We start from the raw sequence: 19,119 nt of genomic DNA on the forward strand, positions 1-19,119 counted from the left end.
TATAATATCATTAATTATGTTTATAATATATCAAATTTATAGATATATACTAAATCCTTCTATTGGGCTACTAATACTAACTATTTTTGATGTTATAATGATAATATTAACCTTTATAGAATATAGAAGAATAAAAAGCGCTTTTATCTAATCAGAAGAAGCTATTGATGATAACTTAAAGTGGATAAAATTTAAAGATTTTACCCACTTTTGTCTCGTCATGTGTTTTGCTGGTAATATTCATCGTATTCCTAATAGAATGATGCTGATTTTCCACCTCCCTCAATTGTAACTACTGGTTCAATATTAAGCTGTGTTTTTTGTATCAAATTTTTCCTTCTAATTTTATATTTGTTTTCGAAATCATCCTCAATATTAAATATATCTATACCCTTTTTCTTAAATTTATTAAAAATCTTATTAGCATTATTAATTAAATTTTTATCAGCATTTATTTCTATTTTTTTAATATTTTCTTTACTTAAATTTATCTCTTGCTGACTTTCAGCTATAGATGCCCTTACATTCATTTTCTTAGTTAAGTACACCTTATTTTTATCATAACTTATATCTGTTTTAGTATTATTCCTAAGTACTTCAAGTGAGATAAATTTACTTTTGTTTGTCGGACTTATAACTTCCATTACTCCTGAACTAATTCTGTTAACAATAAAGTTATATGCTTCTGTTTCCGATTTTTCGATAACATCAATCATTTTATCATTTACAAAAACAGCTCCACCATTAAGTTCAACAGAATTTTTATATTTATTTTTCCCATGACTTATGACAGTCATTATACTTGCCCTATCAAGTTCAGTTCTTTGATTTAAAAAATCTGCATATTGAATTCTTACTGCTCTCGCTGAAACTCTTACATTTTTCATCAAGTCATTTATTAGAATACCTACATACTGTTCTTCTTTAAAACCACCTTGTAAAATTTCTTCAACATTTCCTGTATAAACAGCCATATATGGCTTTAAATAAAATTGAGGATTTCTTGTCAAAACATCTATAAATTGCTTAATTCCGGCTCTTGCTGCCTTTTCAGAAAATATTATAGCCTTAATTTGAGTATAATTTATTTCATATCCAGATTGTAAACTTATATCCCTTATTGCCTCAAATACAGTCTTTCCTCTTCCTCTAAATATCAATCTTTGAGACTTTTCACTGCCTTTAGTTAAAGTTCTTTGTGATTCGAATGCCTCTAAATAAACCAAAACATTATTGTCTGGATCTATATCATATACTAAAGCAGTGGCAAAAACAATTTTATCAATATCTCTATAATTAAAACATCCCGTAAACGTAGTAATATAAATTAAAATTAAAAATATAGATAAATATCTTTTCTTCATATGTTATCATCCTTTTTCAATGATTGATTACTTATTTCATCAAGATCACCTCTTAACACTTGATCATCATTTCTAACATCCCTCATTGTTTTTATTGGATATATATAAGGATAGCCCATTGTTTTAAGAGAACCTACATGTGAAATAAATACAAAAAAACCAACATAAAGCCCAGGAAGTCCACAAAATCCCGCAAGTAATGTTATTAATAATGACCAAATAGAAATAGCTCCATATAGTTTTGGAATCAAAAATGATGATATAGAACTAAGTGCTACAACTATGATTGTTATTTCTGATGCTAAGCCTGCACCAACTGCGGATTCACCTAAGATTAAAGCACCAACTATGCTCATTGCCTGACCAACAGGCTGCGGAAGTCTTATTCCGGCTTCTCTTAATATTTGAAAAAACAATGCCATCATAAGTATTTCAACTATTGTAGGAAATGGAACTCCTGCCCTTGAAAGAGACAATCTAAAAATAAATAATGATGGAATCAAAGAAAAATGATAAGTCGTAATTGCAATATACAGTGCCGGCAATAGTAAAGTTATCATAAATGCAACCCACCTTAAAACTCTTGTGCAATTAACAACATATTTATTGAGATAATAATCATCTGCTGCTTGAAAGTTCTCATAAAAAAAATACGGTGCAGTTATTACAAATGGTGTTCCATCAACTATTACTCCAACCTTTCCTTTTAGAATTTTAGCTGCTGCTATATCTGCCTTCTCTGTATAACCAACCGTATCAAATACTGTGCCTCTACTTTTTAGCTTATCTTCTATATAGTTAGTATCAAGAATATACTCTGTACTAATTTGCTTAATTTTATTTTTCACATCATTTACAAGTCCTTCTGGAGCAGTACCTTTTAAATATGCTACAACCACTACTGTCTGTGACTTATCTCCAACCATAACACTTTCAAATTTTAAATTTCCATCTCTTATTTTTCTTCTTATAAGTGAAATGTTATCTACAAAAGCTTCTGTAAATCCTTCTCTTGGTCCTTTTAGAACATTCTCTGTTATTGGTATACTTACAGATCTTCTTACGAATCCTTTAGCCTCACAGAACATCATTCCTTCACAAAAATCACATATTATAACCACATCACCAAGTAATATATGAAGGATTGCATCCCCTTTATCCTTAACATCACCTATAGAAAATGCAAAAAGTGAATTATTTTTAATATCCTCCAAACTCTTAATATTATCTTTATATTCAAGTATTGGAGCTACTATATATTCACTTATAAAATGTGAATCACAAAGATTATCTATAAAAATCATAGTTATAGTTCCATTTTCAGATTCAATAATTCTATACTTTACATCTACATTTCCCTTGAATTTTTCCTTTATATATTTGAGTTTATCTTCATTCATATTTACCACCCAAACTTATTATCCTCTAGAAATTTGAATAATATTCATTGGGTTAGAAAATAATAAATCCATACTGAATTTTTATTGAAAGGAACGTTTCAAATATGAAAAGCCTTAACAAAAATTATCTTATACCAATTATTATAGCGGTCCCAATGCTTTCAATGAAAACATATCCGACAATTATGACAGCACTAGGTGGAAGAGATACTTGGATAGCTGTTATTGTTGCGACAATGCTTTTACTATTATTTTGCTTATTAGTAATAAAAGCATTTAAATGTAATAATCATGATGATGACTTAAAAGCTATATATTGCACTTCTTTAGGAAAACCATTAGGTGTGCTTTTTCTTACGCTATTTGCAATATGTCTAATTTTAACCTTAATCGAATGTTCGTCGGTTGAAGCAAACCTTTTACATGTTAATATCTTATTTGAAACGCCTCAGTGGTATTTTGTCATATTTTTTATACTTCCAACATTATATACTGTCTATAAGGGGGAAGGAGCAATATTATCAGTAACTTTAATTGGAATTCCTCTTATAATGTTATCAGGAATAAACTTATCTTCATTGCTTATAAAATACAGGCATGCTAGGTATCTCTTTCCAATTTTAAAAAATGGATTTGATAAAAATTTGCTTATGTGCTCCTTAAAAGGTTTTGCAATGTATTCAGGATTCGGAATAATATTTCCTATAATAAATAAAATTAAAACAAAAAATAAATTGGCTAAACCTATCTTGATAGGCTTAACCATACTCGCAGAAATTCAAATTTTTACATCTATAGGCCTTTTAATGACATTTTCAGAGAAAAGATTAACTAACATGTATTATCCAAGACTTATACAAACACAACTTATAAATTATTTTGATTTTATTGAAAGCGGTGAATTTTATGTTCTCTTTCAAGTAGTTGGAGGTTGGTTTATAAAATATATATTAACTTTTTATTCGCTGCTAATACTGCTAAAAGGCACCAAACTCGATGGTAAATATACTGTATATATCATAAGTGCCATTGTCTTTGTTTTTTCTTGTATTCTAAGCCAAAATACAGTTACACTTTTTAAGATACTAAATTACTACACATACATATCATTTGCAAATTTCATACTGCTTCCAGCTATAGTATTTATAATTTACATTTCGAAAAGTAAAAAAGTGGCAAACCAAAAACGCTTTCTAAATAGCACAAAGATTTATTTGTGAAGCAATTTTTCAGTATCCTTTAATAAATTATTTAGCTCATTTACCTCTCCTTTTTCAATGAGTAAATTAAGCTTATTTCTAAATCTTGAAGCATCCTTAGCCTTGCCTGTAGATGAAATGAGTGAAATATTATTTATAATGTTAGAAATGAGACTTGATTTTATTTCAAATAATTTTTGAGCATCCATAATTTCATCTTTTATTTCAAGCATTTGCTCATCTAACTGAAAAGCAGCATCTGCAGCCATTTTTAATTTTCCCTTTATATTTTCAGGAATATCTTGTTTATATTTATAATTCAACGAATGTTCTATAGTTGCCCAAAAGTTCATAGCCAAAGTTCTTATTTGTAATTCTGCAAGTATTTCTTTTGGTCCATCTGCCATATTTATTGGATATTTTATAACCATATGATAGCTTCTATATCCACTTTTTTTTTACATTAGCAACATAATCCTTCTCATACATTATCTGCATATCTTTTCTTCCACGTATTATATTAACAACTTTATTTATATCATCAACAAATTGGCACATTATCCTTATGCCAGTTATATCCTCCATTTCATATCCAATTCTATCCATAGGAATATTAAATTTATTGGCCTTTTCAAGTATACTAGAAATTTCCTTTACCCTTCCTGTTACAAATTCTATTGGTGAATACTCGTTTCTCCTCCTATATTCTTTTCTTATGCTTTTAAACTTAACTTTTAGCTCTTCTACTGCCTGCTCATAAGGTATTAAAAAATGCCTTCCACTCAAAATTTTGTCATACAGCTTTCTCCCTCTTAAACAAATATTTTAAATAAATACTAAGTATTTCTACTACGCTTGGTGGTTTGTTACAAGACTTCTTGGCAATTACCTTGACTGGACTTTCACCAGTTAGTATAGTCCAGCTTAGCTGGACGCACAAGCATATGTGCCGCGAGTAAACTTGACATTCTTATAAATGATTGGAACACAGCTGAAGATGAATTAAAAAAATTTCAAGAGCAAGAAATAGAGATTATTGTTGTAGAAAAAAATAATATTTTTATCAAAGTGTAAGAAAAAATGTTTAATATTGGAGGCATTTTATGGAACAATATATTATAAAGGGTGGAAAAGCTCTTCAAGGTAATGTAAAAATTAGTGGAAGCAAAAATGCAGCAAAAGGAAATGTACTAATAAAAAATGTTATTCCAAAGCATTTAGAAGCTATCTCAGCTAAACTAATTGAAATAGGAGTTAATGTTACGGAATTTGATAATTCAATCCATATTAGTGTAGATGGTCAATTAAAACATGCAAATGTAAAAACTTTACCATACCCCGGATTTACAACTGATTTTCAGCCACAAATTACGACTTTATTAGCTATATCTTTAGGTAACAGTACTGTTACTGAAACGATTTTTGAGAGTCGTTTTGGATATGTTAAATATTTAACTTGCATGGGTGCAAATATTAAAGTAGAAAATGGTACAACAGCCATAATTGATGGTGTTCAAAAATTAACTGGTGCTCAAGTATGTGCTTTAGATTTACGTGCTGGTGTTGCAATGATAATTGCAGGATTAGTAGCAGACGGATATACTACTATTCGTCAGATTGACTACATTGAACGTGGATATGAAGGCATTGTTAATAAATTATGCTCTTTAGGTGCAAACATTGATAAAATTCCATTAAATGATAAAAGAGCAATTCAAAAATTTAATTGGTTACAAAGATTCACACCTAAAATTCCGTAGGTACGGAGGAATTTTTTCCTTGCACTACTGTGAGAGTTAAGTAACAATGCTGAAGGAACGATTTAAAAAAGTCCTAATAAATCTTGGTTGAAAAATTGTAAAATGCTTAGATATTTCAATTGTCTGAACATTTTTTCAGCGAGTATAAACATATACGGGGCTTGGGCTTTGCCCATTATCCTTCTTGAACTCAAAGCAAGAACTATTTTAAAATAGCCACCAAGATTTATAGGACTTTTTTAACGCGACGAAGCATTGTTACTTCACAATATCGCTATTTTTTATGTTTTCAATGGCTTTTAAGATGTGCTCTTCATCTTGAACAAGAGCCATTCTTACAAAGCCTTCTCCTTCATCTCCAAAACTGCTTCCTGGAACGACAATAACTCCTGTCTTTTCCATTAAATCTAATGTAAACTTAATAGAAGATTGATACTTTGAAGGAATTCTTGCCCATACAAACATGCTACCTGCTGTCATATCTATATTCCATCCTATTTTATTTAGCCCGTTTATAAGTAAATTTCTTCTGGTTTCATAAGTATTTCTAACAGTATCTATGTACTCCCTTGAACCTGAAAGTGCTTTTGCTGCTACTTTTTGAAAAGGTAAAAACATGCCATAATCCACATGAGATTTTAGTGTTTTAAGCTGCTTTATCATATATTTATTTCCTATAGCAAATGCAATTCTGCAGCCTGGTATACTGTATGTTTTTGAAAAAGAATTAAACTCTATTCCAACTTCTTTTGCACCTTCAATCTCAAGAAAACTGCCGCCAATATTTCCGTCAAATACAAGTTCACTGTATGCATTATCGTGAAGTACAGCTATATCATATTTTTTTTGCAAAATCGACAAGTTCCTCATAAAACTCTCTAGGCGCTATTGACGCAGTTGGATTATTAGGATATGATACAACCATCATTTTAGCCTTTTTAGCCACTTCTTCATCTATTGCATCAAAGTCTATTAAAAAATTATTTTTCTTAAGCAGTGGCATTTTATGTATCTCTGCGCCTGCAAGATATGGTCCAACAGAAAAAATAGGGTATCCAGGATCTTGGGTTAAAACCACATCACCTGGATCAATCATCGATAAAGCAACTTCTGCGAATCCACTTTGAGATCCCAAAAGAGAAGTCACCTCATCTTTTTCAATCTTAACATTGTACCTATTTTTATACCAATCAATAACAGCTAAAATTAGCTCTTCACTATCACTTATAGCATATCTGTAATTCTCAATTTTTCCAGTTTCATATTGAAGTTCTTCTACAACATGTTTATCCGGAGGTATATCTGGAGTTCCAATACTAAAATCAATAACTTCTTTACCACTTGAAATAAGCTCAAGTTTTTTATCATTAAGTTTCGTAAATATAGCAGAAGACAATGCTTCCATTTTTTTAGAACAATACATTTTGTTCTCCCCCATGTATTCCTTAAATTTATTCTGCACTCTTAAGTGATTCTACCATATCTATTTTATCAAATCTATTGTACATTGCCAAATTTACAATAATGGAAAATAACATTGTAAGTAAAATAGAATATACAAAATATATAGGGCTAATTGTTCTCAAAAACATCATCACATCAGTTTCTGCTGTTACAATAACAAAATTCTGAAGAAATATTCCAAAGAATATACCTACTATACTTCCAATAGCCGTAAGTATTATGTTTTCTCTGTATATATAAGCCGCAAGTTCATTGTTGTAGAAACCTAAAAAGTTTTATGGTAGCAAGTTCTCTTCTTCTTTCATTTATATTTATATTTGTCAAATTGTATATTACTACAAAGGCAAGAACTCCAGCAGCCGCTATTAATATAAGTACAACTGAATTTATACTCTTCATGCTCTTGTTGGAATCAAATTGTACATTATTCTTAAAACTTACTGAACCTACATCTTTAATTTTTGATAGAATTTTAGAGGTATTATTTTGTGAATTTGTAGAAGTACTTTTTAGCAGCCCATAAAAGCCATTAAATTTAGCTTTTTCACCTGATATTTTTTTATAGTACTTAGGACTTACATAAATATAATGTTGTATATAATGTTCTGTCACAGCGGATATTTTAACTTTCATGGTCTTACCATTAACCATTACATCAAAAACATCTCCAACCTTTTTTCCTGTAAGTTTCGAAAGCTTTTCTGTAACAATTACCCCATCATCAGAAAGTTCCAGAGCCTTATTTTTTTTGTTAAGTCCTATATACTTGTTTAGTTCATCTTTGTTTTCTGGCACAACCATATACGCATCCATATTGCTTGAATTCTTATTTTTTACAGTTACATTTTTAGAATAAGTGAATAACTCTGATTTTATGTTCGAATCTTCTTTTAATTCGCTTTTTATTTTTTCTTTTTTTGCGTAATCAATTTCATTTTTTAAATTAGTCTGAATATCATATTTATAAATATTAGTGAATTGTTTTTCTACTGCACCTCTTATTCCGCTTTTAAGTTCAAAACCTGTTATCATAAGCCCAGTGCATGCTGCAATTCCTATAACCGTCATAAAAAGCCTTTGTTTGTATCTAAATATATTCCTTGCTGTAACTTTTCTTGTAAATTTTAATCTATTCCATATAAATGTAATTCTCTCAAGCAATATTAACTTTCCTGCTTTAGGCGGCTTTGGTCTCATAAGAGATGCTGGAACCTCTCTTAATTCCTCCATTGTTGATGCTACTGCTGCAACTGTAGTGAAAAATATGGCTATAATAGATGCTTCAACAGCAAGAATTACATTAAATGGTGTTATAGCCTTTGGTATTGCATAAAGAGAACCATATGCATTAATTATAAGCGGTGGAAATAATCTAAATCCAAAAGAAATACCTATTAAACTTCCAATCAAGCTTGCTAATAGTGCATATATAAGATAGTGAGATATTATTGTTCCTTTAGAATATCCCAAAGCTTTAAAAGTTCCAATTTCTATTCTATTTTCTTGAACCATTCTCGTCATAGTTGTAAGACTTACTAATGCTGCAACAAGAAAAAATATTAAAGGAAATGCCTTTCCAATATTGTCTATTCTATTGCTGTCCTGTCTATAGCTCTCATAACCAATATTTTGACTTCTTCCAAGCACATAAAAATCGGGACTTTTAATATCTTTAAGCTTATCCTTATTGTCAGCAATATCTTCTTCAGCATCTTTAAATTTTTTATTTGCTTTAGCTTCTTCTTCCTTTAAATTTTTAGTATTATCATCAATTTCTTTTTGTCCGGCTTCAATTTTATTTTTAGCCTCATCAAGCTTTTCCTGACCTTCCTTTTTTGAAGTTTCAAGCTGAGCCTCAGCATTTGATATTTTTAGTTTATTTGTTTCAAGCTCTTTTTTTCCTTCTTCTAATTTAGCTTCACCATCATAAATTACTGCTTCATTAGCCGCAATTTGCTGTTTTCCTTGACTTAATTTGGCTTCGCCTGCATTAAAATTATTTTTAAGCCCTTCAATATCAAAATAACTGCTTATCTGAGACAGTGACCCATCATTTTTTAATGCATTATATATATCATCAAAGGTTTTTCCATTTATATCATTTTCATAAATTCTATTTAACACGTTATATTGGTATATATATGCTGTATTAGTGGGGTCGCTTTCCAGCTGCTTTTTAGCACCTTCAACCTTTTCTTTAATTGCACTATTTATTGAGTTTGCAGCTTGAGCTTTTCCTTCACTTAATTGTGCCTCTCCATAACTTATCTGCTTTTTAGCTGCTTCAAAACTAACTTTACCATTTTCTATATCTTTTGACTTTAAATTTATTTCCGCCTCTGCGGCTTCAATTTGTTTTTGACCATCTGATATTTGCTTTTGTCCATCTGCAATTTTATTATTAAAAAGTGCTTCATTTTTATTAAGCTCATTCTTCCCATTATAGATATTTTGCTGTGCATCTGAAAGTTTTTTATATCCTTCCTTAAATTGATTATCTGCTTCTTTCTCAGCTTTTTTCAGCTTATCTTCAGCATCTTTTATTTTATTATTTGCGTCATCATATACTTCCTTATATCTTTCTTTATTTAATTTCTTTCCAAGGTTTTTAAGGTCCTTTTCTATATAATTGTTAGCTTCCTTATATTCATCATTGTGCATAAGACTATTCTTTGTTTCATCTTTATCTGTAGTAACATAAACTTCCGTATAAACTTCACTTTTAAAAACCTCTGGAAGTATATAAATAAATCCCTTTACAGAACCATCTCCCACAGAACTAAGCTGCCTTTGAGTTGAAAAATACAGTGGTGATTTTGCCGTTCCTACTATCTTAAATTTATCTTCCTTTAAGCTATCCTTTATATTTGTATCATTTCCAGACTTAATTGTTATTTTATCTCCTATTTTAAATTTATTTTCTTTTAAAAATCTCTCCTCTACAACTACTTCTTTATCATTATTAGGTTTTCTTCCGCTAGTTAACAATAATTTATTCATATTATTTTCTGGAAGAGAATTAATATTTACAACAAGAGAATGTTTATTTTTAACTACTATTTCATCTATTGATTTTGAACCATAAATATCTTTTATCCCACTTACTTTTTTTATTTCAGATATATTATTTTTTGTTATTCCAAGTGTAGAAATAAGTTTAAAATCCATAAAATTAGTTTTATCAAAATAGTAATCTCCAGACTTTTTCATATCAGGACTTGTTGCTCTTACCCCTGCGTAAAAAGCCACGCCAACTGCTATAATTATAACTATAGATAAAAATCTAGAAAATGTTTTATATATGTCTCTAAATAAGTTTTTTAAAAATGTCTTCTTCATAATTACCACTCAATACTTTCTATAGGAACTGGATTATGATTCTTCTTTACACTTTCTACTTTTCCACTTTTTACAGTTATTATTTTATCTGCAATTGGAGCTATTGCAGAATTGTGAGTTATAACTATTACTGTCATATTGTATTCTCTTGATGTGTCTGAAAGAAGTTTCAATATGGATTTTCCAGTGTTATAATCAAGTGCACCTGTTGGCTCATCACACAAAAGAAGTTTAGGTTTTTTAGCCAAAGCCCTAGCTATAGATACTCTTTGCTGTTCTCCTCCTGAAAGTTGTGCGGGGAAATTTTTCATTCTATCTTCAAGCCCAACATTTTTAAGAACTTCTTCAGGCTTAATTGAATCCTTACATATTTCTACTGCTAATTCAACATTTTCAACTGCATTTAAATTTTGAACTAAATTATAAAATTGAAATACAAAGCCAATATCTTCACGTCTGTATTTTGTGAGCATTTTTTTATTGTATTTGCTTATTTCACTGCCATCCACATGTATGCTTCCACTAGTAACTTGGTCCATTCCACCTAGAAGATTTAATATTGTGGATTTTCCTGCACCACTAGCGCCAAGTACAATAACAAATTCTCCTCTATCGATTGAAAAAGAAACATCGTCTACTGCTTTAATTACAACTTCGCCCATAGTATAGGTCTTTTTTACATTCTTTAATTCTATAAAACTATTCATATCTCGCCTCCATCTTGTGAACCATGGTTCTCTTTTAATTGAAATAATAAAGTTTTGTTTTAAATAATAAGTATTGATTTTTACACTTATTTAAAACAAAGCGTCTATAAGTACATATAGATATATTTAAAATAAAAAATTACACCTCCTCACTTTCAACTTTATTTATGATATCACTATAAAAAATTTCAACAAGGTTAAGAATATATTTTCTTACTTCTTCTCCTTCTTTTTTTTCTTCCACAATTACAGCGACACCTTCTATAAGACTCCAAGAAAGGATATATATAATAAAATTATCTTTAAGCCTTTTTTTATTTAGTCCTAATTGATATTCTATGTTTTTAGTAACCGTATTAGTTACATAATCCACAAATGTAGTTTTACAATTCTCATATTTAGACCCTAAACTTTTATTTATAAGCACTGAAATTTCCACGCTGTTATTCTTCATCATATTAACCATTTTATCAATAAGCCAATAACAAATATTTTCTGTGTTATCATCAAATTTAACTTTATCAAACTTCTCCAAATATCCTATAAGATCATAATACACGGATCCTATGAGTTTTTCGTATAGATCATCTTTACTTTGAAAATACTTATAAAAATTTCCTACTGACGTGGATGCATTTCTAACTATATTTCTTATAGACGCTCCTTCATATCCACTTTTGTCAAATTCCTTTAAAGCCTCTTTAAGTATTTTTTCTCTAACCTCATCCTTTAAATACTGCATTAGAAAACCTCCGTTCTCTTTTATATTGTAACGCACTCAAATCGCAGTGTCAATGAATACACAACTTGAAACTTAAATCAGTGCACAATTCACAATGAAGTATGAATTGTGAACCGAATTAAATTTTCTTCTTTAATTCCTCAAGTGCTCCAAAGTATCTTTTTGATTTTATATTTGGAAAAGCCTTAAGAATTCTTCTTTGAAGTATGTGCTTTCTCTCTGTAAGCTTATTGTAGTTGTACCTAAGTTCTCTAATTTCTGCCTTATATTTATTTTTAACTTCAACTATATTGTTTTCATATTTCTGCTTAAATTCAACTGAATTTTCATTATACCTTTTCTTCAATTCTATCGTATTTCTTGCTATTTCTTCTGCTAAAGCATCTGACCTATTTTTCATTTTTATTGATACTTCATCGATTTTTCTAATTCTAACATTCAATTTAAGTACAGTTTCAACTGCCGATACAATATCTACTATAAAACAAATTATCACTATTATTATAAGTATAATTCCCACTAACTCCGGAATAAAATTTACTAAATCATAAACCAATGGATGTACAATTTTAATGACAAAAACACTTGCAATTCCCCAACCCAGCGAAAATTTAAGGCATATGTATCCCTTGAGGTTAAATGGCATATCAGAATAATCCCACCATCTATTATGAAATATCCTTTCTAAAATAAATCCTGTTATATATTCAATAAATGATGTTATAAAAATAGCTCCAATAAATAGCATAATAACATTATTTTTAATGGAACTAAGTAAGATTATGATAAAAACAACTCCAAAGCCATATATAGGACAAACAGGTCCATTTAAAAAGCCTCTATTTACAAACTTTCCAGTATTTAATGCCGCATATGCAACTTCAAGACACCATCCCAAGAAAGCATAAATTGCAAAATAAAATATAAAATTATAAAATGACAAATTAAAAATAATTACACTCCTCATTTGCATCACCTCTTATATAGTGGAAACATTGCGAAACTTAAACTATTTATGTACCAAAATACCAACCTTCAAAGGATTATAGTGCATATATAGTTTGTATTTGAGCTAGTTTCACTATAGATAAACAAGCTAAAATATTTAAATTACCAATACCAAATTTATCCTTACAAACTGGAATTTGTCGAGCTGAGTGAAGGGTTTTAATTCGCCCTGCTCATTAAAAAACTAACTTTTTCACTTATGTGAAAAGTGAAGGGTTTGACATAGCTTTGCTTGTCAAAGGTGAAGGTTTTTGCCACGGCAAAAGGTTAAGGAATATTTTTCTCATTTCTAGCAATGAGGTTTATTATACTATAAATTTTGTTTTTGAGGACATAATCAAATGTGGTACACTAAGACATTATCACTTTTCAATCATATATTATAGCACTTTTTTTTTTATATATAAGTTGATTTATTTTAAAAATATGATAAAATATATCTTGATAGTGTTAATTATTTAACAATCAATTAATCCATGTTTATTTTTATTTTATAGTTATTCTATTTATTATTAAGGTTTTTGAATTTATATATTAAAAAACTTTTAACTATAAATGGAGCTTATCTTTATAAGAGCAGGTTAAAACTGTTCTTTTTTTTATTAAAAAGTTTAAATAAAGGCCTATTAAAAAATTTTAATGGGAATTTATAAAAAAATGCTGTAAAATATAAATTGTATTATATTACTAAAGATGTGAATTAAAATAGAACTACAAGGAGGATACATATGTCTTTAAGCAAATCATCATCATATAGTGGAAATAAAAATTTAAAAAGAAGAAATTCAAAAAAGAAAATAAGCAAAGCTAAATTTATTGCATATTTTTTTATTTTTCAAATATTATTTGGATTCTTAACAGCACCATGGATAGTATACTATGGTCCTTTTAATAACTTAAAAAAAAATATAGTTGGTACTGCAATGAGTACTTTTTCACATCAATTTTTGGCAACAATGTTTTTATCTGATACTAAAATACAAAAAATTTTAAACGGTGATAGTGTAGGAGTTGCTAATTATCAAAATGAAGATTTAAATCAAATTAATGTAAATAAATATGATAGCAAAATAGATTATAAAACCGTTAAGTCAACGGGATTTACAGGCCATGTACTTATAATACATAATCCAACTAAAGTAAAAATAGGGTATTCCTCCAAGCTAGGAATCCAGGGAGAAAAAACCAGTCAAATTGCTAAAAATAATAATGCGATGGCTGCTATAAATGGTGGTGGGTTTCAAGATAAGGGAGCTAATTCAACAAAGTTATGGACTGGAACAGGGGCATTCCCAATAGGTATAATAATAAGCAAAGGTAAAGTTGTATATCCTAAAAGTGCAAATGAAAATCAAAAGTACTATGGGATATCTGGAATAACTAAAAATGGAGTTTTAGTTGTGGGAAATTATACAATAGCTGAACTAAAGCAAAAGGGCATAATTGAAGCTATTAATTTTGGACCAAATTTAATTATTAATGGAGTAGTTCAAAATAGGGATACAAATGGAAATAATATAGATAGCCAGGGATTACAACCAAGAACTGCTATAGGGCAAAGAAAAGATGGTGCTATTATTTTGCTTGTAGTTGATGGAAGGCAGGGTATTCAGCTTGGAGCTTCTATAAAGGATGTGCAAAAAATAATGGTAGAGGAACATGCATATAATGCAGTAAATATGGATGGTGGCGCATCAACTACAATGTATTTTGATGGGCATTTAATAAACAATCCATGCGATAAATTTGGAGAAAGGACAATATCAACAGCAATATATGTTGAAGACTAGAGGTAATCAGAATGAAAGCATCTAAAATATTTATTAAATGGATTATAATATCACTTGTTTTTCAGTTTTGCTCTTTATTTATATTTGGATAGATTTTATTTTTCAAGTGGAGATAATTTAAAAGTAACTGAGGCTAAGAGTGTATATAAGGCAAAGCAAATAAAACCAAATGTAACTATTCCACACGGTGCTGATAATATAAGTCTTTCATCTGACTGCAGATATACAGCTTATTTTGATAATGGAATAATAAAGGTGGTGGATACTAATACAGGCAAGGGCAGAAAATTATCATTTGGTGGAGGAGTTCAATGTTTATCATATAAATGGATTTCAGATAGCAATAGAATGATAATAGCAGAAAAAATAAAGTCTAGTGTCAGTAGGAGTATAAGATTTTATTCATATGATGCCGAAAATCAGCTTAAGGAGGAGATAAAAGACTATAATACTGAAAAAGTAGATTCGATACCGGTTGGTGTGGGTGAAAATCAAGTATCTATGGCAATGTCAACTTTAACTGGTGTTATGTATGCAAAAATTTCATATGCAAATGGATTATCGAGTATTTATAGAATAGATGCAAATGAGACTATGACAAAAATTAATACTGTAGTTAAGAAAATAGGAAAAATAGGAGTGGCATCAAGGATGATCAACTTGTTTATGAAGATGCTACTAATTCTAGAGTAAGAACAAACACAAGTTGTAGAGTTATAGATATTAATGGCAATCTTCAATTTAGTCTTTTAGGAACAGATGATGATAACAACATATATGTAGGAAATAAAATTGGGAAAATAAATAAGATTTGTTATGGTAAACTTGCAGAATCTCAAAATTTGTGGAAGATAGTTAACCTTAATTCTTCATATGATGCCGAAAATCTTAAAATTATTGGTGATGGAAAAATATATTTTGTAGATGAAAATCATGGAAGAATTACAAATGTAAGAAATGAAAATTACTGTACCTATGATGGAAATTTTATAGGAATATACGATGGAAAAATTGCTTCAGTAAGTGATTCGAAATTATTGTTAAAAAATATAAATTAACTTTTATATGAATGTTTCATTTTTGTAACAAGATACATCTAATCTTGACTTAAGTGAGTTTTATAGTTATTATTATATTAATTGTCTGGTATTGTAATAAGTATAATATTTTTTGTATTTTTTTATGAGAAAAATAAATATTTTGTATTTCTTAAGCATATTCATTTATGCTTTGCATATTCATATGTATTACAGGGTTAGGGGGAGTTAATAAATTGGTTAACGAAGCTGATAATAAATACAAGGTAAAAGGAAAAAAAGTATTTATCATACTAAGCGGGATAGTTTTAGTTTCAATTGTATATGTTTCATCTTATTTTTTGGGCAGAACGTTTAATGGTTAATGATAGGTATGTAAGTAAGAATATAAAAGCTAAAACTAATGGCACATATAAAAGTACTGAGGTTGATATTCAAAAGGACAAAAATGTAAAAATAAAAGATATTAAACAGGTTGAGAACGATGGTGTAAATAAAGAAACTGATGATAAAAAAAAGTTTAATTGCTTTAGGACAAGCTGAAAAACCGCTTAAAGTTCAAGTTGACCTAAGCAAGCAAAGGGTTTATGTTTACGATGCAAAAAGTAGAATGGTAGAGGATTTTATATGTTCTTCAGGTCTTGAAGGGTATGATACTCCAAAAGGTGAGTATAGGGTAAAAGAACGAGGATATTCTTTTTATAGCGAAAAATATAAAGAAGGAGCATATTACTGGGTACAATTTATGGGAAATTATCTATTTCACAGTATTCCTTTTGATAAAAATCAGGTGATTGAAAAAGAAGAATCAAAAAAAACTTGGCACTAAAGCTTCTCACGGCTGTGTAAGATTATCTATAGAAGATGCTAAATGGATGTATGATAATATACCAAGAGATACATTGGTTAATATAAAATAGGATTAATTAGAGAGGAAATATAATGGATAAGAAACAAGAAAAAAGGAAAACAGGTAAAAAATCCAAAAAAAAGAAGAAAAGTTTCTTTAAAACGTTTATATTTTTTATAATATTTGAGATTATATTTACTGGACTTACAATTTTGCCATATGGGTTTTACGGACCATTTAAAAATTTTTAGAAACAATGTCGTTTCTATTTTGATGGGAACAGGAACAAAACAATATATAGCTAAACTGTTTTTTAGTGATGCAGAGATAGCACAAATACTAAAGGAACAAAGTAAGGTTACTGCTACTAATGTGAAGAATGTTAAGACTAAGGTTATAAATGTTGATGTGGATAAGAAGACTGGTGTTACATTGATAACAGATATTAAACCAGTATCTGGTGGTAATTATACCAATGCTTATGCACTTATAATATCAGATCCTAAAAGAGTAAAAGTTGGAGTTACAAGTAATTTAGGATATGTTGGACAAACTACTCATGACATGGCAAGAAAATATAATGCTGTTGCCGCTATAAATGGTGGTATGTTTCAGGATACCACAGGAAATGGAACAGGTGGAGTTCCGTCTAATGTTGTTATTTCTAATGGTAAAATTGTTTATCCAACAGATTCTACTAAGCTAGATGATGAAATGAATGACGTTGTAAGTATAGATAAAGATGGAAACATGAAAGTTGGAACAAAGGAATCTCCAAATGAACTTATAGCAAGGGGAGTTACTGAAGCTGTATCTTCAGATTCATATTTAATTAAAGATGGAAAAAATTACATTGAAGAAGGAACTAATATGGTAGGGGCACAACCAAGAACAATTATAGGTCAAAGAGCAGATAAAAGTATAATTTTTTGGTTATAGATGGAAGGCATGGTTTTATGAAAATGGGAGCTACTCTTCAAGAAGCACAGCAGCTTATGAAAGAACTTCAAGCTGTTAACGCTGTTTGCATGGATGGAGGAGGATCTTCAACTATATATTATAATGGTGAAGTAATCAATAAACCATCTAGTGCTACAGGTGAGAGAGCAGTTCCGGACATATTTTATGTAGCACCATAGAAAAGGAGATTTCATATGAGAAAACTTAGAAATTTGATTATATGGATAATTGTTTCTATAATTGTCCAAACTGGTGTACTGTATTATTTTGATAAATACCATTTTAGGAATGCTGGAGATGTTACTTATAAAGTTGTAAAAAGTACTGAAAAAAAGGATGAGGTTATTTCTGTATCTATTCCTAAGGATGCTAAAAATATAACAACTTCATATACAGGTAAATATGCATATTATTATTCTGGAAGTTCTATTTATGTTGTGAATATGTTAACTGGAAAAAGTAATGCAATAAAATTGGGAGTGGATATTGATAATGTATGTATTGATTGGAGCAGTACTAGCGACTCTCTTTTAATGCTTGAACTTGATCCGGATAATTTATTTTTTAAAGTTTATACATATTATCCAGATACAAATAACAAAGAAGAAAATCAGGATGCTGAAAATAAAGCTAGAAAATATTATTTGGGCAAAAATTCAATATTAAACATGAAGCAAAACAATCTTACTACTCTTATTTATATTAAATCTGCTTATAGTAAAAGTTCAACTAAAAGATATATGAGTTCTTTGGACATTACAAATGGAATAAATCAACTGGATTTACCAATAAAAAATATAGGAGATTATTATATTTTTAAGGCCGAAGACAAACTTGCATATGAGGATGAGATTGATAAAAAAGTTTATATTAGTAAGCAACAGAGTAAAGGTGATGTAGAAACTCAAAAGGTACAGATAAGTGGAGTAGACAATTATAAGCTCATATCGGTTTATGATAAGTATATATATGTTGGAAACTTAGTTGATGGCAAAATTGATACTATTTATTATGCGTCTATTGCTTCTCAAAATTTAGGAAGTGATAATCAAAGTAGTAATAGTAAGTATTCAAATATAAAGAGCAGTGATATTTTACCAAATAGAGGAAACAAAAGCGATGATTTTACGGCAGATTGGCAGGAAATTAAGCTAAGGAAACCTATAGATCCAAAGTTTATTAGTATTTCTACAAATACTGGAGATATGCATATTATAGATAATCTTAGAGGTACAGTAGAAAATATCAAAACTAAAAAGAAAACTCAATTTGATGGTCAATATGTAGGGATGTCTGACGATGACGTTGTTAGTTTTAATTCAGATAAAGGTAAACTTATAGAAACAAAACTTAAATAATAGTCTATGTTAATAGGGGCTGTCCAACTAAAAAATTGCGAAGCAATTATAATAGTGAAGGCTTTTAACGAGCAAAATGAAGTTAAAATCCTTCACTTTAATTAGTTCGCAATTTTTTATTTAATCTGATATAATTAATTA

Annotated in this window: 21 protein-coding genes and 2 pseudogenes; 13 read left to right on the forward strand and 10 right to left on the reverse strand. The window is 29.2% G+C overall.

Annotated elements, in window-relative coordinates; genetic code table 11:
• Positions 1–13 precede the first annotated feature (13 nt).
• The gene (locus tag AGR56_RS20500) at positions 14–151 is read left to right on the forward strand and encodes a DUF2127 domain-containing protein (RefSeq protein ID WP_347460566.1); all 138 of its coding nucleotides are present in this window, start codon (positions 14–16) and stop codon (positions 149–151) included.
• 100 nt (positions 152–251) lie between these two features.
• On the opposite strand, the gene AGR56_RS17315 is transcribed toward AGR56_RS20500, so the two are convergent.
• On the reverse strand, positions 252–1,364 hold the full coding sequence (locus AGR56_RS17315; protein WP_053243364.1) for a Ger(x)C family spore germination protein: 1,113 nt from the start codon (positions 1,362–1,364) through the stop codon (positions 252–254).
• The gene (locus AGR56_RS17320; RefSeq protein ID WP_053243365.1) at positions 1,361–2,764 is read right to left on the reverse strand and encodes a spore germination protein; all 1,404 of its coding nucleotides are present in this window, start codon (positions 2,762–2,764) and stop codon (positions 1,361–1,363) included. Before AGR56_RS17320 ends, AGR56_RS17315 begins: the two co-directional genes overlap by 4 nt.
• Before the next feature lie 104 nt (positions 2,765–2,868).
• On the opposite strand from AGR56_RS17320, the gene AGR56_RS17325 reads away from it, so the two are divergent.
• On the forward strand, positions 2,869–3,984 hold the full coding sequence (locus AGR56_RS17325) for an endospore germination permease (protein WP_053243366.1): 1,116 nt from the start codon (positions 2,869–2,871) through the stop codon (positions 3,982–3,984).
• Here the strand turns inward: AGR56_RS17325 and AGR56_RS17330 are convergent.
• Positions 3,975–4,752: pseudogene (locus AGR56_RS17330) on the reverse strand (GTP pyrophosphokinase family protein). The gene AGR56_RS17325 and the pseudogene AGR56_RS17330 overlap by 10 nt on opposite strands.
• A 314-nt stretch (positions 4,753–5,066) precedes the next feature.
• Between AGR56_RS17330 and AGR56_RS17335 the strand changes: the two are divergent.
• The gene (locus AGR56_RS17335; protein WP_053243367.1) at positions 5,067–5,723 is read left to right on the forward strand and encodes a hypothetical protein; all 657 of its coding nucleotides are present in this window, start codon (positions 5,067–5,069) and stop codon (positions 5,721–5,723) included.
• A 258-nt stretch (positions 5,724–5,981) separates the two neighbouring features.
• Here the strand turns inward: AGR56_RS17335 and AGR56_RS23610 are convergent, their stop codons facing one another.
• The 7 genes from AGR56_RS23610 to AGR56_RS17360 all read right to left on the reverse strand — a co-directional run bounded on the left by AGR56_RS23610 (position 5,982) and on the right by AGR56_RS17360 (position 12,942).
• The gene (locus AGR56_RS23610) at positions 5,982–6,575 is read right to left on the reverse strand and encodes an aminotransferase class I/II-fold pyridoxal phosphate-dependent enzyme (protein ID WP_347460551.1); all 594 of its coding nucleotides are present in this window, start codon (positions 6,573–6,575) and stop codon (positions 5,982–5,984) included.
• Positions 6,559–7,146 carry an aminotransferase class I/II-fold pyridoxal phosphate-dependent enzyme gene (locus AGR56_RS23615; RefSeq protein WP_347460552.1) on the reverse strand — a complete coding sequence of 196 codons (588 nt, stop codon included), beginning with the start codon at positions 7,144–7,146 and terminating at the stop codon, positions 6,559–6,561. The genes AGR56_RS23610 and AGR56_RS23615 overlap by 17 nt, the downstream gene beginning before the upstream one ends.
• Positions 7,147–7,174: 28 nt before the next feature.
• Positions 7,175–7,423 carry a hypothetical protein gene (locus tag AGR56_RS23620; protein ID WP_347460567.1) on the reverse strand — a complete coding sequence of 83 codons (249 nt, stop codon included), beginning with the start codon at positions 7,421–7,423 and terminating at the stop codon, positions 7,175–7,177.
• A gap of 13 nt (positions 7,424–7,436) precedes the next feature.
• The gene (locus AGR56_RS17345; RefSeq protein WP_242851586.1) at positions 7,437–10,526 is read right to left on the reverse strand and encodes an ABC transporter permease; all 3,090 of its coding nucleotides are present in this window, start codon (positions 10,524–10,526) and stop codon (positions 7,437–7,439) included.
• Between the two features lie 2 nt (positions 10,527–10,528).
• The gene (locus tag AGR56_RS17350; RefSeq protein ID WP_053243368.1) at positions 10,529–11,233 is read right to left on the reverse strand and encodes an ABC transporter ATP-binding protein; all 705 of its coding nucleotides are present in this window, start codon (positions 11,231–11,233) and stop codon (positions 10,529–10,531) included.
• Positions 11,234–11,372: 139 nt separating this feature from the next.
• A complete protein-coding gene (locus AGR56_RS17355) occupies positions 11,373–11,975 on the reverse strand; it encodes a TetR/AcrR family transcriptional regulator (RefSeq protein ID WP_053243369.1) in 603 nt (200 codons plus the stop codon).
• Positions 11,976–12,093: 118 nt separating this feature from the next.
• Positions 12,094–12,942, reverse strand: a complete 849-nt coding sequence (locus tag AGR56_RS17360) for a putative ABC transporter permease (protein ID WP_053243370.1) — start codon at positions 12,940–12,942, stop codon at positions 12,094–12,096.
• Positions 12,943–13,711: 769 nt separating this feature from the next.
• Here AGR56_RS17360 and AGR56_RS17365 point away from each other — a divergent pair.
• The 10 genes and pseudogenes from AGR56_RS17365 (at position 13,712) to AGR56_RS17395 (ending at position 18,978) form a co-directional block, all read left to right on the forward strand.
• The gene (locus AGR56_RS17365) at positions 13,712–14,773 is read left to right on the forward strand and encodes a phosphodiester glycosidase family protein (RefSeq protein WP_053243371.1); all 1,062 of its coding nucleotides are present in this window, start codon (positions 13,712–13,714) and stop codon (positions 14,771–14,773) included.
• 84 nt (positions 14,774–14,857) lie between these two features.
• Positions 14,858–15,466, forward strand: coding sequence for a hypothetical protein (locus tag AGR56_RS17370; protein WP_157055829.1), 609 nt, complete (start codon positions 14,858–14,860; stop codon positions 15,464–15,466).
• A 149-nt stretch (positions 15,467–15,615) separates the two neighbouring features.
• A complete protein-coding gene (locus AGR56_RS17375; protein WP_053243373.1) occupies positions 15,616–15,831 on the forward strand; it encodes a hypothetical protein in 216 nt (71 codons plus the stop codon).
• 215 nt (positions 15,832–16,046) lie between these two features.
• Positions 16,047–16,175, forward strand: a complete 129-nt coding sequence (locus AGR56_RS23075) for a hypothetical protein (protein ID WP_278279722.1) — start codon at positions 16,047–16,049, stop codon at positions 16,173–16,175.
• Complete coding sequence (locus tag AGR56_RS17380) at positions 16,168–16,353, forward strand: hypothetical protein (RefSeq protein ID WP_053243374.1); 186 nt, start codon at positions 16,168–16,170, stop codon at positions 16,351–16,353. The genes AGR56_RS23075 and AGR56_RS17380 overlap by 8 nt, the downstream gene beginning before the upstream one ends.
• Positions 16,316–16,639 (forward strand): L,D-transpeptidase, encoded by a 324-nt coding sequence (locus AGR56_RS23080; RefSeq protein ID WP_278279723.1) that lies wholly within the window; start codon positions 16,316–16,318, stop codon positions 16,637–16,639. The genes AGR56_RS17380 and AGR56_RS23080 overlap by 38 nt, the downstream gene beginning before the upstream one ends.
• The gene (locus tag AGR56_RS23085) at positions 16,605–16,730 is read left to right on the forward strand and encodes a L,D-transpeptidase (RefSeq protein ID WP_278279724.1); all 126 of its coding nucleotides are present in this window, start codon (positions 16,605–16,607) and stop codon (positions 16,728–16,730) included. The genes AGR56_RS23080 and AGR56_RS23085 overlap by 35 nt, the downstream gene beginning before the upstream one ends.
• A gap of 22 nt (positions 16,731–16,752) precedes the next feature.
• The gene (locus AGR56_RS22330) at positions 16,753–16,911 is read left to right on the forward strand and encodes a hypothetical protein (protein WP_242851587.1); all 159 of its coding nucleotides are present in this window, start codon (positions 16,753–16,755) and stop codon (positions 16,909–16,911) included.
• 355 nt (positions 16,912–17,266) lie between these two features.
• A pseudogene (locus AGR56_RS22335) lies at positions 17,267–17,799 on the forward strand (phosphodiester glycosidase family protein).
• Positions 17,800–17,814: 15 nt separating this feature from the next.
• Positions 17,815–18,978, forward strand: coding sequence for a hypothetical protein (locus AGR56_RS17395; protein ID WP_053243375.1), 1,164 nt, complete (start codon positions 17,815–17,817; stop codon positions 18,976–18,978).
• Positions 18,979–19,119 lie beyond the last annotated feature (141 nt).

Source organism: Clostridium sp. DMHC 10, from assembly GCF_001270375.1.
GTDB classification, from domain to species: domain Bacteria; phylum Bacillota; class Clostridia; order Clostridiales; family Clostridiaceae; genus Clostridium_S; species Clostridium_S guangxiense.

Bases quoted from the DNA above. Each gene is read 5' to 3' on its own strand.
- AGR56_RS17315 (WP_053243364.1), bottom strand. From the start codon at position 1,364: ATGAAGAAAAGATATTTATCTATATTTTTAATTTTAATTTATATTACT.
- AGR56_RS17320 (WP_053243365.1), bottom strand. From the start codon at position 2,764: ATGAATGAAGATAAACTCAAATATATAAAGGAAAAATTCAAGGGAAAT.
- AGR56_RS17325 (WP_053243366.1), top strand. From the start codon at position 2,869: ATGAAAAGCCTTAACAAAAATTATCTTATACCAATTATTATAGCGGTC.
- AGR56_RS17335 (WP_053243367.1), top strand. From the start codon at position 5,067: ATGGAACAATATATTATAAAGGGTGGAAAAGCTCTTCAAGGTAATGTA.
- AGR56_RS23615 (WP_347460552.1), bottom strand. From the start codon at position 7,146: ATGTATTGTTCTAAAAAAATGGAAGCATTGTCTTCTGCTATATTTACG.
- AGR56_RS17345 (WP_242851586.1), bottom strand. From the start codon at position 10,526: ATGAAGAAGACATTTTTAAAAAACTTATTTAGAGACATATATAAAACA.
- AGR56_RS17350 (WP_053243368.1), bottom strand. From the start codon at position 11,233: ATGAATAGTTTTATAGAATTAAAGAATGTAAAAAAGACCTATACTATG.
- AGR56_RS17355 (WP_053243369.1), bottom strand. From the start codon at position 11,975: ATGCAGTATTTAAAGGATGAGGTTAGAGAAAAAATACTTAAAGAGGCT.
- AGR56_RS17360 (WP_053243370.1), bottom strand. From the start codon at position 12,942: ATGAGGAGTGTAATTATTTTTAATTTGTCATTTTATAATTTTATATTT.
- AGR56_RS17365 (WP_053243371.1), top strand. From the start codon at position 13,712: ATGTCTTTAAGCAAATCATCATCATATAGTGGAAATAAAAATTTAAAA.
- AGR56_RS17380 (WP_053243374.1), top strand. From the start codon at position 16,168: ATGGTTAATGATAGGTATGTAAGTAAGAATATAAAAGCTAAAACTAAT.
- AGR56_RS23080 (WP_278279723.1), top strand. From the start codon at position 16,316: ATGATAAAAAAAAGTTTAATTGCTTTAGGACAAGCTGAAAAACCGCTT.
- AGR56_RS22330 (WP_242851587.1), top strand. From the start codon at position 16,753: ATGGATAAGAAACAAGAAAAAAGGAAAACAGGTAAAAAATCCAAAAAA.
- AGR56_RS17395 (WP_053243375.1), top strand. From the start codon at position 17,815: ATGAGAAAACTTAGAAATTTGATTATATGGATAATTGTTTCTATAATT.